Source organism: Curtobacterium sp. AC272 (assembly GCF_979258155.1).
In genome coordinates this window covers 2578262-2593461 of sequence record NZ_OZ409838.1, presented here as the reverse complement: position 1 = coordinate 2593461, position 15200 = coordinate 2578262, and the positions used below count along the sequence as shown (strand labels likewise).

Genomic DNA, 15200 nt, shown 5'->3' with positions numbered 1-15200 from the left:
CGATCAGATGTCGGCACTCGAGACGGAACGGTTGCGCCTGCGGCCGTGGCGGAGCACCGACGCCGCGTTCCACCGTCGGCTCTGGGCCGAACGGGATCCACGCGTGCCACTTCATCGACGACTCTCGGCCGACGGGCACCCAACCGTGTCCGACCTCGAGGAGTGGGCGCGCGGGTACGACCAGACGCCGGCGCCCGGTCTGCTCGTCGTCGAGCGCCGGGACACCGGTGCCGCCATCGGCTACTGCGGCCTCGTCGCGAACGGCGTCGGTGCGTCCGACGAACCCGAGCTGGCGTACGAGTTCCTGCAGGCGTCGTGGAACCACGGGTACGCCACGGAAGCATCCGGCGCGGTCATCGATGCGGCACGGGAGCACGGGTACCGCCACCTGGCGTCCACGGTCCGCGACTGGAACACCGCGTCGCTCCGGGTGCTCGGCAAGCTGGGCTTCGTCGACACCGGGCAGCGTGAGCGCGACCAGGAGCACGGCGACTCCGTGCTGCTGCGGAAGGTGCTCTGAGCGGCAGCAGGCCGGGTGCGGGAGCGTCCACCAGGTGTCCGTGCCAAGGTCGACGGGTGCACAACAACGACACCGTCGTGATCGCCGGCTGCGGCGACCTCGGGACCGAAGCCGGCCTCCGCTTCGCGCAGCAGGGACACCACGTGATCGGCCTCCGACGCCGCGCCGAACTGGTCCCGGCCCCGATCACCGGCCGCAGCGCCGACCTCCGCCACGAGGTCCCCGAGATCCCCGCCGACACCTCTGTCGTCGTCGTGGCCTTCGCCGCGGGCAGCCGTGACGTCGACGAGTACCGCGCCACCTACGTCGACGGCCTGCGGAACGTGCTCGACGGCATCGACGCCTCGGACGCCGATCCACGCCTGCTCGTCGTGTCGTCGACCGCGGTGTACGACGTCGACGACGGCAGCGAGGTCACCGAGGACACCCCGGCGCACGGTGCGACCCCGACCGCCGAGGTCCTGGTCGAGGCCGAGGCGCTACTGCGCGACCGTGCTCCCGACGCCGTGCTCGTGCGGCTGTCCGGTGTCTACGGTCCGGGCCGCGAGCGCCTGATCGACCAGGTCCGCTCCGGTTCTGCGCGGTTGGCTCCGGGTGCCTCGCCGCACACGAACCGGATCCACCGCGACGACGCCGCCGCGGCGCTCGTGCACCTGGCGACCGTGGAGGACCCGGCGCCGACGTACCTCGGCACCGACGACGAACCGAGCCGACTCGACGACGTGCTCCGGTTCCTGGCCGACGAGCTCGGCGTTCCCGAGCCCGTCACCGGTGACGGCGGTGCCCGGCAGTCCGGTGGTGACAAGCGCTTGTCGAACGCGCTGCTCCGGTCGACCGGCTGGGCGCCGCAGTACCCGACGTTCCGCGAGGGCTACCGCGCCGTGCTGGCCGGCGAGGGCGTCCGCCACCCCTGACGCCTGACGACGCGCGGTCACGGCCGGTTGACACCGCCTCCCGGCGCCGGTACAAATACCAGCATGGGGAATATCGGCGGCGTGGTCGCTGCGACCGGATCAGTGTCACTCGCGGACAAGGGGGCTGATCTGATCGTCGCGCTGGTCGCTGCCGTGATCATCGCCGTGTTCAGCCTCGCCGTCGGCGGGAAGGGCAAGTCCGCGAGCGGATCGGGGTCGCCGTTCCAGCAGGTCACGAACAACAGCGGGACGGTCGTCCAGGCCGGACGAGATGTACACGACGTGCACATCTACGACCAGCGGATGTCGATCCAGCAGAACGTGACCGTCCACGCACAGCAGGACCAGCCGAGTTCGGGAGCCGGCGACTGGTGGCCGTTCATCGTCGCAGCCGCTGTCGCCGCGATCGCTGCCCTCGGCTTCGTCTCGTACTCGAACCTCGCGTTCGGACTGCTGATCGGTGCAGCCGCTGGCGGCGCGGTCGGGCTCGTCGTCGCGTCGGCCCGATCAGCGAGACTCGGTGTGCTCGGCGACCGCCGGGTGATCCGCATCATCATCGTCGTCCTCGTCCTCGCGGCCGAGAGCGTGCTGATCGTCACGTTCGCACTGCACCGGACCGTGTGGGGCAGCCATCGCCTGAGCGACTTCCAGGCCCTCGCCGAGAGCGTCAGGGGCAACGACTCGCCCTGGTCGATCCAGTACCCCGCGGAGGTCGCCCAAGCCCTGCACGGGCCGGCAATCTGGTTGAGCGGTCTGCAGATCACCGTGGTCTTCCTGGCCGCACTCGTCGCGGTGCTCTTCGCGATCGTGCAGATCCTCGAATGGCAGAACATGCTCCGCATCGTCGGCGGCACGGTGTCCAGTCGAGCGTCAGCGCGCGCCGAATCGTTCGCCGAGGCGTCGGTCAAGTCCGACTTCGGGTACGTCCTGCTGCCCGCGCTCTTGGTGGCCGTCATGTGGATCGTGAACGCCTTGGCGAACGGAGACCTCGCCGGGGTGCTCCAGTAACGGCCGAACCGCACGCGCACCCCTTCTGCGACAGGACACCATGTGATCACCTGGTGTCGTGTCGCGAAACGGGTGCGGACCGCGGCGGGCCGGCACCCGCGACCCCTCAGTGCCCGCGGTGGTCCTGGATCGTGAGCCGCGGCCCGAACGACGGCTTCCGGAACCCGGAGCCGCCGATCAGCCGCACGACCCGCTCCCGGTGCCCCCGCCACGGCTCGAGCAGATCGAGCATCCCGTCGTCGTCCACCGGTCCCCCGGTCAGCGCCCACCCGACCAGCGCGGGGACGTGGAAGTCCCCGACGCTCGGCGAATCGGGGTCGCCGTGGGAGCGCTGCGCGGTCTCGGCAGCCGTCCACTTCCCGATGCCGGGGATCGACTGGAGCCGCGCCGACACGACCGAACCGCCGCGACCGAGCGTCAGCGTCCGTTCGAGCGCCGGAGCCACACGCACCGCGCGCATCACCGTCGCCGACCGTCCGGGCTCGATGCCGGCCCTGTGCCACTCCCAGCTCGGGATCCGCGCCCACTCGTCGGCCGTCGGCGGCACGATGAGACCGTCCGGCGCGGGCCCCGGCGCGGGCGTGCCGTACCGACGGAGCAGGTACCGCCACGCACCCCACGCCTGGCGCGAGGTCACCTTCTGCTCCATGATCGCCGGCACGAGCATCGCGACGACGGTGTTCGTCCGGAGCAGCCGGAGTCCGGGCTGCCGGTGTCGGGCGGCAGCGAGGAACGCGTGCCCGGAGACGTCGAACCCGTCCCAGTCGTCGCCGCGACCGAGCATCTCCGGCGCGTGCTCGACCGACCACGCAGCACCGTCGCCCCACGCCGAGACCGCGATGGTGTCGCCGGCCGGCCGGATCGCAACGGCAGCGGGGCCGGTGGGCGTCCGCAGGGCGAGCCACACGACCGACCCGACCACCTTGTAGGCGGGGTCGCCGGTGCCGCGCTGCAGGGGCCGCAGGGTCGACGCGACGTTCACCGGGCCTCCCGGTCGGTACACGGTGTCGACGCGAGACGCATCGACGGACGCACCAGGAGCGCCAGACGCGTCGCCGGACGCACCGGTGGACGCGTCGCCGGACGACGAGGCGGAGTCGAGCAGGGTCACACCGGGATGGTAATGCGCAACCACCGTCAGTCATGATGGTCGCAGTCCCCACGACCCCCACCCGCACCACCCGACGACGGAGTTCCCATGCGCATCGGCATCCTCACCTCCGGAGGCGACTGCCCCGGTCTGAACGCGGTCATCCGCGCGATCGTCCTCAAGGGCATCGCCATCCACGGCCACGAGTTCGTCGGGTTCCGGGACGGCTGGCGCGGCGTCGTCGACGGCGACATCGTCCCGCTCGGCCGCAAGGACATCCAGGGCATCGCCAAGCAGGGCGGCACGATCCTCGGCACCAGCCGCACGAACCCCTTCGAGGGCCCGAACGGCGGCGTCGAGAACATCTCGAAGACCCTGGACCGCCACGGCATCGACGCCATCGTCGCGATCGGTGGCGAAGGCACGCTCGCCGCGGCGAAGCGCCTGACCGACGCCGGGCTGAAGATCGTCGGCGTCCCGAAGACGGTCGACAACGACCTGGGCGCCACCGACTACACGTTCGGTTTCGACACCGCCGTCGCGATCGCGACCGAGGCGATGGACCGCCTCCGCACCACGGGCGAGTCGCACTCCCGCTGCATGGTCGCCGAGGTCATGGGGCGGCACGTGGGCTGGATCGCCCTGCACTCCGGCATGGCCGCTGGTGCGCACGCGATCCTGATCCCGGAGCAGAAGACGAGCATGGAGCAGATCGCGAAGTGGGTGCGTGCCGCCTACGACCGCGGGCGTGCACCGCTCGTCGTGGTGGCCGAGGGCTTCGTCCCCGACCACGAGGACAACGCGCACACCGAGCGCGGGCTCGACGCCTTCGGGCGTCCGCGGCTCGGTGGCATCGGTGAGCGCCTCGCGCCCCTCATCGAGGAGATGACGGGCATCGAGACGCGTGCCACGACCCTCGGGCACATCCAGCGCGGTGGCACGCCGACCGCGTACGACCGGGTGCTGTCGACGCGGCTCGGCCTTGCGGCCATCGACTCGGTGGTCGAGGAACGATGGGGCCGGATGGTCGCCCTGAAGGGCACCGACATCGTGCACGTCTCGTTCGACGAGGCGCTCGGCGAGCTGAAGACCGTGCCGCAGGCGCGGTTCGACGAAGCCGCCATCATGTTCGGGTAGGCGCTCGTCGGGGCGCTGGCCGAGGCGCTGGCCGAGGGCGTACCTGGCCGTTTCGGGCGTACCTGGTCGTTTCTTTCGACCCGGTACGCCCGGTTCGGTCAGGCATCGTGGCAGGCACAGCCGGGAGGCCCGGGGTAGCGTCCGGCGCATGACCCGCGCCGTAGTCGTGTCCAGTTCAGCCCCGCCCACCGTCGCCGACGTCGACCTGCCCGATCCGACCGAGGGCGAAGCCCTCGTCGACGTCACGTACTCGAGCGTCAACTACAAGGACGGCCTCGCCCTCGCCCGGAACCCCGGCGTCGCGCGGGTCGACCCGCTCGTGCCCGGCATCGACGTCGTCGGCACCGTGTCGGCGCTCGGACCGGGGGTGCACGACGTGTCGATCGGCGACCGCATCGTGCTGAACGGTGCCGGGCTCGGCGAGACCCGGCACGGGGGCTGGGCGCAGCACGCCGTGGTGCCGTCCGGTTCCCTCGTGGTCCTGCCCGAGGCGATCGAGGACTCGTTCGCGGCGGCGATCGGCACGGCGGGGTTCACAGCGATGCTCAGCGTGCTCGCGCTCGAACGGTTCGTCGAGCCCGGTGCCGGGCCGGTGCTCGTGACCGGTGCGTCCGGCGGGGTGGGGACGGTGGCGATCGCCCTGCTCGCCGCGCGCGGGTACGAGGTGACCGCGTCGACCGGACGGAGCACCAACGAGGCCTCGCTCCGGCGCCTCGGCGCGACCGAGGTCGTGGACCGGGGTGCCCTGTCCGAGCCCGGCAAGCCGATGCAGCGTGCCGCGTGGGCCGGCGCCGTGGACAGCGTCGGCGGGGCCACCCTGGCGAACGTGCTGGCCGGCACCCGGTGGGGCGGAGCCGTCACGGCGTGCGGGCTCGCGCAGGACTCCGCGCTGCCCACGACGGTGCTGCCGTTCATCCTGCGTGCGGTGTCGCTGCTCGGCATCAACTCGGTGGACGCCCCGTCCGAGCTCCGGCACCGGGCGTGGGAGCGGTTGGCGACCGACCTCGACCCGGCGCTGCTGGCGGATGTCACCCGGACCGTCACCCCCGAGCAGGCGATCGAGGTCGGCGCCGAGGTGGTCGCCGGTCGGGTGCACGGACGCACCGTGGTCGACGTGCGCGGCTGATGTTCTGGGATGCTGTTATTCCGCAAACGATTGCATATTGACACGTTAGGGTTTGGATACCAAACGTCCGTGACACGAGGAGTCCGTCATGCCGGTACCCAAGTCGACCGTCGAGAACTCGCCGCGCAAGCTGCTCCGCGACGTGGTCCTCGAGAAGATGTTGGCCGCGATCCAGGACGGCACGCTGCAGGCCGGCGAACGGCTCAACGACGACGAGTTGGTCCAGTGGCTCGGGGTCAGTCGCACGCCCATCCGTGAGGCGATCGCCAAGCTCGTCGACTACGGCTTGGTCGAGATGGAGGCGAACCGGTACACCCGGGTCGCGTCGCCCACCGCCAAGCAGTTCGACGACACCATCCAGGTGCTCGCCGGTGTCACGGAGCTCGCCGCCCGCTGGGCCGTCCCGAAGCTCGACGACGCCGCGGCCACACGCCTCGTCGACACGCTGGAAGCCCTGCGCACGGCCGCCGAGCAGGAGCGGGCCGGCGACGTCTCGACCCAGGTCGGCGCGGTCGTCACCCAGTTGATCGGTGCGGCGGACAACGACCTGCTGGTCCAGCTGTCGACCTCGCTGCTGCCCCGCGCGAACTTCCTCGCCCTGACCCACCAGAGCGGCATGTTCTGGGACGTCAAGCACTTCGTCGACCCGCTCCGAGCGGCGATCGCGAAGCGCGACGGCGAGGCAGCGGCCGCGGTGATCCGTTCGCTCAGCAGCACCGTCGAAGAGCACACCGTGCAGGCCCGCGCGTTCGTCGCCGAGGGCGGCGCGCTGGCGGACGGCACCGAACGGCGCTGACGTCGGCCACGATGGAATCGTGACCGACACCGACCAGTTCCGCGCCGCGGGCGCCCAGTTCCGTGCCGACGGCGTTCTGCTCCGTGCCGAGGGCGTCCGTGTGACGCGCTCCGGCCGCGACCTGCTGCACGACGTCGACCTGACCGTCCGCCGCGGCGAGCACTGGGCGCTCCTCGGACCGAACGGCGCCGGCAAGTCGACGCTGCTCGCGGTGCTCGGCGCGACGGGCCACCCCACGGCCGGCACGGTCGAGGTGCTCGGCCGGCGCCTCGGACGCGTCGACGTCCGCGAGCTCCGTGAGCACATCGGCCACGTCGACCCGCGGCACCGGATGCTCTCCCCGCTCACCGTGCTCGAGACGGTGCTGACGGGCCTGACCGGCACCACCGACCTCATGATGCGGTGGGACCCCACGGCCGATCAGGTCGCACGGGCCGAGCAGCACATCGCCGACGTCGGGCTCGCCGCACGACGCGACGCACGCTGGCCCGTGCTGTCCCAGGGCGAACGCGGACGGACCCTCATCGCACGGGCACTGATGTCCGAACCGCAGTTGCTGCTGCTCGACGAACCGGCGACCGGGCTCGACGTCGCCGCGCGCGAGCACCTGCTCGAGACGGTCGACGCCCTGCGGCACCGACACCCCGAGCTCGGCAGCGTCATGGTCACGCACCACCTCGAGGACCTGCCGGTGTCGACCTCGCACGCGATGCTGCTCCGTGACGGTGCCGTGGTGGCACAGGGCACCGCGGACGAGGTCATCACGTCGTCGGCGGTGTCGCACGCGTTCGACTTCCCGCTCGCGATCCTGCGCTCCGAGGGGCGCTGGGCAGCACGCCGTTCCGCCTGAGACGGCGCGGAGCCGGCGCGGGGGACGGACAGCCGTGTTGCGGCCGTACCGCCCGTGCTTGAATGGTCCCTCAGGTGTCTGCGGCCCGTGTCGGGGAGGGACCCGACGCCGGACGACGGTGTCAGGCCGCGCACTGTGACAAGGGGGAACACCATGACGACCACACCGCCGCCCTACCCGGGGTCCGAGCCGCAGCCGAACGCCGGCCCGCAGCAGCCCGGCCAGCAGCCCTGGGCGCAGCAGCAGCCCGGCCAGCAGCCGTACGCGCAGCCCGCTCACGCCGGAGCCCCGTACGCCCCGCCGCCCAAGCAGTCCCGTGGTAAGCGCGTCCTGATCTCGCTGCTCGGCGTCGTCGTCGCCGTGGTCGTCGCGTTCCTGGTCCGCCAGGCGCTCACCGCCGCGTTCAGCGACTCGACGGAGGAGAAGGTCTCGAAGGCCGTCGTGCAGATCCGCGAGCAGAGCGACCTGCCGAAGCAGGTCGACTCGGTGACCTCGTGGACGGGCGTCGAGGCCGAGGGCAACGCGATCCACTACGACTACACGGTGTCGTCCAGCGTCGACCCCGCCTCGATCACCGAGAGCGCCGTCCGCGATGCGGTCGGCCCGACGCTCTGCTCGAACAGCGACACGAAGGACCTCCTCGACGAGGGCGTCGACATGCGCTACACCTACGCGTTCGACGGCACCTCGAAGACGCTCGACACGACCTTCACCAAGGCCGACTGCTCCTGACCCGTCGAGGGTGGGGCGGTGCTGTCCCCTGTCCCGCCCTCGTCGGTCCGGTCGGTACGCGGTTGTGCGTGGTGCGGTGTGCACCGTACCTGGTGCGACGTGCTGGGCTGCGATGTGCACGGCTCTCGCCATGGCGCTGCCCACTGCGCCGACAGGTGACCGGGTTGCCCGCCGGTCGTCGGGTCCGTACCCGCCCCGGTCCGTCTACCGACGCACCGCCCGCTGCTCAGTCGACCAGGGTGACCTCCCAGTTGGTGCGCTGGACGACCGCGTCGAGTTCGCGGATCTCCTTCGCCAGGGCGTCGGCACGCGACCGGAGCTCGGCGGTCGGCAGCGCGGCGAACGTGCGGAGTTCGCTGCGGAGCTGTCGGTAGCCGCCGTTCGTGCCGGCCGTGGCGTCCGCCGCTCCGGTGACGAGCGCGTGCCGCAGCCGCAGGGCATCGCGTCGGGCGAGCAGTGCGGTGACGGTCTGCCCGGACGCCACGGTGGTGCTGGCGTTCGTCGCGTTGATGCGGGCGAGCAAGACCTCGAGCGCGTCGATCGACCGTTCGGCCTCGGCGAGGAGTTCGCGGGCGTCCTCGTCGGGCTCCTCACCCTCTTGGTAGCGGGCGTTCGCGGCGATGCGGCCGCGCAGTTGCTCGATGCGCTTCTGCAGGTCGGCGCGCTCGATGAGTGCCTCGGCGAGTTGCATGTGGCCAGTCAACCAGCCGAGGCCCCGGCACGGAGCACCGACCCCGACGCCGCCGCGGCGGCTACTGCCTACGCCGTCGCGGCGGCCGCTGCCTTCGCTGCTGCGGGCAGCGCGTCGAGGATCCGCCCGACGGCTCGCTCGTCGTGGGCGGCCGTGACGAACCAGGCCTCGAACACACTCGGCGGCAGGGTCACCCCGGCGTCGAGCATCGCGTGGAAGAACGGCGCGTACCGGAACACGTCCTGCGCCCGCACGTCGTCGTAGTTCCGCGGTGCGGTGTCCGTGAAGGCGAACGAGAACAGGTTGCCGGCGCGCTGCACGGTGTGGGCGACGCCCTCGGCCGACAGTGCGTCCGACGTTGCCGCGGAGATGACCGAGGCCGTGCGGTCCAGCGACTCGTACACCGACGGCGTCGCGGCCCGGAGCGTGGCGATGCCGGCGGCGACCGCGAGCGGGTTGCCGGACAGGGTGCCCGCTTGGTACACGGGGCCGAGCGGGGCGAGGAAGTCCATGACCTCGCGCCGGCCGCCGAGCGCGGCGAGGGGCATGCCGCCACCGATGACCTTGCCGAACGTGATCAGGTCGGGTTTCCACCCGGCGCCGTCGGGGACGACCTTCGACGCCTCGAGGCCCCACCACCCGGCCGACCCGACGCGGAACCCGGTCAGGACCTCGTCGACGATGAGCAGCGCCCCGTGCGCCTGCACGATCTGCGCGAGCGCACGGTTGAACCCGCGCTCGGGAGCGAGCACGCCCATGTTCGCGGCGGCGGCCTCGACGATGACGCCGGCGATGCGCTCGGAGTGCTCGTCGAACGCTCGGCGGACGGCATCGAGGTCGTTGTACGGCAGCACCAGGGTCTGCGCCGCGGTCTCCTCGGTGATGCCCGCGCTGCCCGGCAGGGCCAGGGTGGCGACACCCGATCCGGCCTCGGCGAGCAGGGAGTCGGAGTGCCCGTGGTAGTGCCCGGCGAACTTCACGAGCAGGTCGCGGCCGGTGTAGCCGCGGGCCAACCGGATCGCCGTCATCGTGGCCTCGGTGCCCGTCGACACCATGCGGAGCTTCTCGATGGGGCCGTCACCGTCCACCGACACCCGCTGCTTCACGAGCTCGGCGAGCTCGGTCTCGCCGGGGTCGAGGCGCCGAAGGACAGTCCCCGCGCGGCGGCCTGCTGCACGGCCTCGACGGTGCCGGGGTGCGCGTGTCCGAGGATCGCGGGACCCCACGACGCCACGAGGTCGACGTACTCGCGTCCCTCGGCGTCGGTGACGTACGCGCCCTTCGCCGACACCAGGAAGCGCGGGGTGCCGCCCACCGATCCGTAGGCACGGACGGGCGAGTTCACGCCGCCGGGGATCGCGTTCTTGGCGCGGCCGAACAGCTGGTCGTTCGTGGTCATTCGGGGGCCTTCCCGGTCGAGGCGATGCCGGCGACTGCGGCGGTGGTGCCGGAGGTGCGGAGACCGGCCTCCTGGTTGAGCTTCCGTGCGATGTCGACGGCGAAGTAGGTCAGGATCGCGTCGGCGCCGGCACGCTTGATGCCGATGAGCGACTCCATCGCGGCGGCGTCGCGGTCGATCCAGCCGTTCTGTGCGGCTGCCGTGATCATCGCGTACTCGCCGGAGATCTGGTAGGCCCAGACCGGCACGGGCGACGTCGCAGCGGTCTCGGCGAGCACGTCGAGGTAGCTCATCGCGGGCTTCACCATCACGACGTCGGCACCCTCGTCGACGTCGAGCGCGACCTCGCGCAGCCCCTGTCGACCGTTGGCGGCGTCGATCTGGTACGTCCGCCGGTCGCCGACGAGCGACGACGAAACGGCCTCGCGGAAGGGGCCGTAGAAGGCGGAGGCGTACTTGGCCGCGTAGGCCAGCAGCGCGGTGCCGGTGTGCCCGGCGACGTCGAGCGCGTCACGCGCGGCGGCGATCTGGCCGTCCATCATCCCGCTCAGGCACACCAGTTCGGCACCGGCTTCTGCCTGCGCGACCGCCATGTCGCGGTACCGCAGCAGGGTCGCGTCGTTGTCGACGGAGCCGTCCGCCGCCAGGACTCCGCAGTGACCGTGGTCGGTGAACTCGTCGAGGCACAGGTCGGACTGCACGACCAGGTCGTCGCCGACCTCTTCCCTCGCCACGCGGATGGCCACGTTGAGGATCCCGTCGGGGTCGGTCGCCCCGGATCCGGTCGCGTCCTTCGTGGTGGGCACGCCGAACAGGTTCACGCCGCCGATGCCCTGGCCGGCCGCCTCGACGAGTGCGCGACGGAACGAGTCGAGCGAGTGCTGCTGCACGCCCGGCATGCTCGAGATGTCGACGGCGTCGGTGGCGCCCTCGCGGATGAACATCGGCAGCACGAGCTCGGCTGGGTGCAGCCGGGTCTCGGCGACGAGCCGTCGCATCGCGGGGGTGGCGCGGAGTCGACGGGGCGGACCTGGGGGAAACGGCCGGTCACGGGTGGCCTTCCTGTTCGGGGGCGGTGGGGTTCAGGGCCTCGACGACGGCGTCGAGCAGGGCTTCTGCGGACCGGGTGGGTCCGACGACGTGGACCGGCAGTCCGGCCGCGCGCGCGTCGGCGGCGGTTCCGGGGCCGATGCAGGCCACGAGGGTGCGGGGGTCGAGCGGGGTCATCCGGCGGGCGATCTCGCGGGCGACGCTGCCGCTCGTCACGAGCACCGCGTCGGGCGCCGCGTCGAGGGTGATCGGCTCGTCGCCGGTCCCCACGGTACGGTACGCGACCACGTCGTCCACGTCGATGCCGCGGGCCCGCAGCCCGTCGACGAGAGTCGGCGCGGCGATCTCGGAGCGCGGGAAGAGCACGGTGCCGTCGGTGTCCGGCAGCGCGTCGACGAGGGCAGCGGCCGATGCCTGCTCCGGCACGAGGTCGACGACCCAGCCCGCAGCACGCGCGGCACGGGCGGTCGGCTCACCGACCACCGCCACACGCACACCGGACGGGAGGCCCGCCACACGTTCTGCGAGCACCGTCACGGCCGTCGCACTGGTCACCACCACCCACGCGTACCCGGCTCCGCGGGATCGGTCGCCGTTCACGAGCACCGGGCCGCCGTCCGGGTGCGAAGACTCGCCGTCCGCGAGCTCTCGAGGTTCCGAAGTGCCCCGGTGGACCGCCTCCGGATGCCGAGATCTCGGAACCTCGGGGAGGTGGGCGGCCGGGTGTGGAGCGGCCGGGTGGGCAGCCAAGCGGGCGACGGCACGGTCGAGCGGGCCGCCGTCGAGCGGCGGCTCGGTCGTGATGAGGGGGACGACCCGCGGGTCGAGCCCACGCTGCCGAGCCGCCGTCGCGACGCGCTCGCCCCACGCGCCACCCCGGGGGATGACGACGACGGGAGCGGGCGTGTCCGTGACGGGCTCTACTTCACCGAGTCGGCGAGGTCCGCCAGGTCGCCGGCACCGTTCTCGAGCAGCTCAGCGGCCACGCGGCCACCGACCTCGAGTGCTTCGGCGAGACGGTCCTGCGCGGATCCCTCGAGCACGGCAGCGTGCGACGCCGTGCGGTACTCGGCGCCGTCGGGGCTGTAGACGGTGGCGGAGACGAGCAGGAGCTCGGCGTCCACGACCGCGGTCGCACCGATCGGGGCGGAGCAGCCGGCCTCGAGCTTCGCCAGCACCTCGCGCTCGGCCGACACCGTCAGGCGGGTCGGGGCATGCTCGATCTTGCGCAGCGCGGCGAGCAGGTTCGTGTCGGTTTCGCCGGCACGGGTCTCGATCGCCAGCGCGCCCTGCCCCGGAGCGCTCGGCCAGAAACCGAGGTCGAGCAGTTCGGTGGCGGCCGAGAGCCGGTCGATGCGGGTGAGCCCGGCGGCGGCGAGCACGACGGCGTCGAGGTCGTCGTCCACCCGGCCCAGGCGGGTGTCGATGTTGCCGCGGATGTCGATGACGTCGAGGTCGGGGCGCTTCGCCTTGAGCTGCGCGACGCGACGCGGTGAGCCCGTGCCGACCTTCGCACCCTCGGGCAGGCTCTCGACGGTCGCGCCGTTCCGCGCCACGAGGACGTCGCGGGCATCGGCACGCTTCGGCACGGCAGCGATCGTCAGGCCCGGGTACGGCGCGGTCGGCAGGTCCTTGAGCGAGTGCACCAGGACGTCGACCTCGCCGGCGACCAGGGCTTCGCGCAGGGCGCTGGCGAACACACCGGTGCCCCCCAGTGACGCGAGCGAGGCGCGGTTCGTGTCGCCCTCGCTCGTGACCGTGACGAGCTCGACCGGACGACCGGCCGCCGCTGCCAGGCGGTCGGCGACGTCCTGCGACTGCGCGACCGCGAGCCGGCTGGCGCGGGTGCCCAGCCGGATCGGGGTCGGAGCGTCGGTCACGGGGCGACGCCGGCGGCAGCGGGCTTGAAGCCGGCGCGGACGTTCTCGCAGCAGCCCGGGCGGCAGACGTCGTACCAGGGACCGATGTCGGTCAGGTGCGGACGCTCACTGGTCGGGGTGCCGTTGACGCGCTCGAGCACCAGGTCGACGAGTCCGGAGACGTAGGCCGGGTCGACACCGGGGGTCTGCGTGCGGACCGACCAGAAGCCGAGCTCCTGCGCGGTCTCGGTGGCTTCCTCGTCGAGGTCCCACATGACCTCCATGTGGTCGCTCACGAAGCCGAGCGGGACGATGAGCACGGCGCGGGTCGAGCCGCCCTTGAGCTCCTCGTTCATGTAGTCGTTGATGTCGGGCTCGAGCCACGGCTGCGTCGGGGGGCCGGAGCGCGACTGGTACACGAGCTTCCAGGCGGGCTTGGACGTGCCCTGCAGGTGTGCGTGCTCGGGCTGCTCGAGCAGCTCCGCCCACGCCTGGTCGAGGACGACCTGCGCGACGGCGAGGTGCTGGGCCTCGTAGGCGCCGTGCTCGTCGAAGCCGCGGTAGTCCGGGCCGGACTTCGCAGCGTCGGTCGACGGGATCGAGTGGGTCGAGAACAGCACGTGCAGCTCGGTCGCGACCTCGAGCCCGTCGTTCTCGGCGATGGCCTTGGCCATGCCGTCACGGACGCCGTCGACGAACGGGCGGACGAAGCCGGGGTGGTCGAAGAACTGCCGGATCTTGTCGATCTCGATGGTGCCGAGCAGCCCCGTCTCGTCGAGCACGCGCGCGTAGTCCTCGCGGTACTGGCGGCAGCTCGAGAACGACGAGTAGGCGCTCGTGGCGATCGCGATGAGCTTGTTGTAGCCCTTGTCGGCGGCGTCGGTGAAGGCCTGCTCGAGGTAGGGCTCCCAGTTGCGGTTGCCCCAGAGCACCGGCATGTCGATGCCGCGCGATGCCAGCTCGGCCTCGAGCGCCGCCTTCAACGCGCGGTTCTGGGCGTTGATCGGGCTCACACCGCCGAAGTGCCGGTAGTGGTGCGCGACCTCTTCGAGCCGCTCGTCGGGGATGCCCCGGCCGCGGGTGACGTTGCGCAGGAAGGGGATGACGTCGTCCTGGCCCTCGGGGCCACCGAAGCCGGCGAGCAGGATCGCGTCGTACGCGGTCGAGACCTCGACGTGCTCCGGGCCGGAAGCGGCCGCGGGGGTGGCGGCGAGGACGGGCTGACCGTTCGTGATCAGGCTGGTGTCGGTCATGACAGCACCTCCGGGAGTTCGGCGGTCGTCACGCGACGACCCGTGAAGAAGGGGACCTCTTCGCGCACGTGCAGACGGGCCTCGGTGGCCCGGAGGTCGCGCATGAGGTCGACGAGGTCGACGAGCTCGGGGCTCTCGAGCGGCAGGATCCACTCGTAGTCGCTCAGGGCGAAGGTGGCGATGGTGTTCGTCAGGACGCGGCGGTACTTGGCGCCGGCGATCCCGTGGTCGCGCAGCATCTTCGAGCGCTCGTCCTCGGGCAGGAGGTACCACTCGAAGGAGCGGACGAAGGGGTACACCGTGATCCACGCCTCGGGGTCCTTGCCACGCAGGAACGCCGGGGTGTGCCGCTTGTTGAACTCGGCTTCGCGGTGCATCGCCATCACGTGCCACACCGGCTCGGTGTCCTGGAACAGCCCGGTGCGGCGGATCTCGCGCAGCACGGCCTGGATGACCTGCGCGTCGTCGCCGTGCAGCCAGATCATGACGTCGGCATCGGCACGGAAGCCGGAGACGTCGTAGAAGCCACGGACGGTCACCCCGCGCTCGGCGGCGGACGCGATCACGGCGTCGAGCTCGGCCACGGCGTCGTCACCGACGCGGTGGACCAGGCCGAGCGGCCTGCGGAACACGGCCCAGAGGGCGTACGCCGTCATGAGGTTGGGATCGATCCCCGTCGCGGGGTCGGTCTCGTGCGGAGAGGTGTGCGCGGTTGCAGGAGCGGGCGCGTCGGAACTCATGGGTCCTTTGTCCTATCGGTTGCCAGGGTTGTGGC

15 protein-coding genes and 1 pseudogene are annotated in these 15200 nt (G+C 71.9%); 8 read left to right on the top strand and 8 right to left on the bottom strand.

Going from position 1 to position 15200, the window contains the following annotated elements; translation table 11 throughout:
* Positions 1 to 7: 7 nt before the first annotated feature.
* The 3 genes from ACZZ0J_RS13285 (at position 8) to ACZZ0J_RS13275 (ending at position 2442) form a co-directional block, all read left to right on the top strand.
* The gene (locus ACZZ0J_RS13285; RefSeq protein WP_463437313.1) at positions 8 to 520 is read left to right on the top strand and encodes a GNAT family N-acetyltransferase; all 513 of its coding nucleotides are present in this window, start codon (positions 8 to 10) and stop codon (positions 518 to 520) included.
* 56 nt (positions 521 to 576) lie between these two features.
* Positions 577 to 1434: an NAD-dependent epimerase/dehydratase family protein gene (locus ACZZ0J_RS13280; protein ID WP_131921990.1), complete on the top strand. Its 858-nt coding sequence runs from the start codon at positions 577 to 579 to the stop codon at positions 1432 to 1434.
* 63 nt (positions 1435 to 1497) lie between these two features.
* Complete coding sequence (locus tag ACZZ0J_RS13275) at positions 1498 to 2442, top strand: hypothetical protein (protein WP_463437312.1); 945 nt, start codon at positions 1498 to 1500, stop codon at positions 2440 to 2442.
* A gap of 106 nt (positions 2443 to 2548) precedes the next feature.
* Here the strand turns inward: ACZZ0J_RS13275 and ACZZ0J_RS13270 are convergent, their stop codons facing one another.
* The gene (locus ACZZ0J_RS13270; RefSeq protein ID WP_463437311.1) at positions 2549 to 3553 is read right to left on the bottom strand and encodes a DNA-3-methyladenine glycosylase family protein; all 1005 of its coding nucleotides are present in this window, start codon (positions 3551 to 3553) and stop codon (positions 2549 to 2551) included.
* A gap of 87 nt (positions 3554 to 3640) precedes the next feature.
* On the opposite strand from ACZZ0J_RS13270, the gene ACZZ0J_RS13265 reads away from it, so the two are divergent.
* The 5 genes from ACZZ0J_RS13265 (at position 3641) to ACZZ0J_RS13245 (ending at position 8173) form a co-directional block, all read left to right on the top strand.
* Positions 3641 to 4669, top strand: a complete 1029-nt coding sequence (locus tag ACZZ0J_RS13265) for a 6-phosphofructokinase (RefSeq protein ID WP_111083779.1) — start codon at positions 3641 to 3643, stop codon at positions 4667 to 4669.
* Between the two features lie 148 nt (positions 4670 to 4817).
* Positions 4818 to 5795, top strand: coding sequence for an MDR family oxidoreductase (locus tag ACZZ0J_RS13260; RefSeq protein WP_463437309.1), 978 nt, complete (start codon positions 4818 to 4820; stop codon positions 5793 to 5795).
* Positions 5796 to 5883: 88 nt separating this feature from the next.
* Complete coding sequence (locus ACZZ0J_RS13255; protein WP_463437307.1) at positions 5884 to 6591, top strand: GntR family transcriptional regulator; 708 nt, start codon at positions 5884 to 5886, stop codon at positions 6589 to 6591.
* A gap of 19 nt (positions 6592 to 6610) precedes the next feature.
* Complete coding sequence (locus ACZZ0J_RS13250) at positions 6611 to 7441, top strand: ABC transporter ATP-binding protein (RefSeq protein WP_463437305.1); 831 nt, start codon at positions 6611 to 6613, stop codon at positions 7439 to 7441.
* A gap of 153 nt (positions 7442 to 7594) precedes the next feature.
* Complete coding sequence (locus tag ACZZ0J_RS13245; protein ID WP_463437304.1) at positions 7595 to 8173, top strand: hypothetical protein; 579 nt, start codon at positions 7595 to 7597, stop codon at positions 8171 to 8173.
* A 226-nt stretch (positions 8174 to 8399) separates the two neighbouring features.
* Here ACZZ0J_RS13245 and ACZZ0J_RS13240 read toward each other — a convergent pair whose 3' ends face one another.
* The 7 genes and pseudogenes from ACZZ0J_RS13240 to hemQ form a co-directional block, all read right to left on the bottom strand.
* Positions 8400 to 8864 carry a DIP1984 family protein gene (locus ACZZ0J_RS13240; protein WP_123339224.1) on the bottom strand — a complete coding sequence of 155 codons (465 nt, stop codon included), beginning with the start codon at positions 8862 to 8864 and terminating at the stop codon, positions 8400 to 8402.
* 68 nt (positions 8865 to 8932) lie between these two features.
* Positions 8933 to 10263, bottom strand: a pseudogene (hemL, locus tag ACZZ0J_RS13235) (glutamate-1-semialdehyde 2,1-aminomutase).
* Positions 10260 to 11261 (bottom strand): porphobilinogen synthase, encoded by a 1002-nt coding sequence (hemB, locus tag ACZZ0J_RS13230; protein WP_463437302.1) that lies wholly within the window; start codon positions 11259 to 11261, stop codon positions 10260 to 10262. The pseudogene hemL and the gene hemB overlap by 4 nt, the downstream one beginning before the upstream one ends.
* Positions 11262 to 11310: 49 nt before the next feature.
* A complete protein-coding gene (locus tag ACZZ0J_RS13225; RefSeq protein ID WP_323749105.1) occupies positions 11311 to 11919 on the bottom strand; it encodes a uroporphyrinogen-III synthase in 609 nt (202 codons plus the stop codon).
* Positions 11920 to 12233: 314 nt separating this feature from the next.
* The gene (hemC, locus tag ACZZ0J_RS13220; protein WP_194647159.1) at positions 12234 to 13193 is read right to left on the bottom strand and encodes a hydroxymethylbilane synthase; all 960 of its coding nucleotides are present in this window, start codon (positions 13191 to 13193) and stop codon (positions 12234 to 12236) included.
* Positions 13190 to 14425, bottom strand: a complete 1236-nt coding sequence (locus ACZZ0J_RS13215) for a ferrochelatase (protein ID WP_463437300.1) — start codon at positions 14423 to 14425, stop codon at positions 13190 to 13192. The genes hemC and ACZZ0J_RS13215 overlap by 4 nt, the downstream gene beginning before the upstream one ends.
* The gene (hemQ, locus tag ACZZ0J_RS13210; protein WP_463437298.1) at positions 14422 to 15165 is read right to left on the bottom strand and encodes a hydrogen peroxide-dependent heme synthase; all 744 of its coding nucleotides are present in this window, start codon (positions 15163 to 15165) and stop codon (positions 14422 to 14424) included. Before hemQ ends, ACZZ0J_RS13215 begins: the two co-directional genes overlap by 4 nt.
* Positions 15166 to 15200 lie beyond the last annotated feature (35 nt).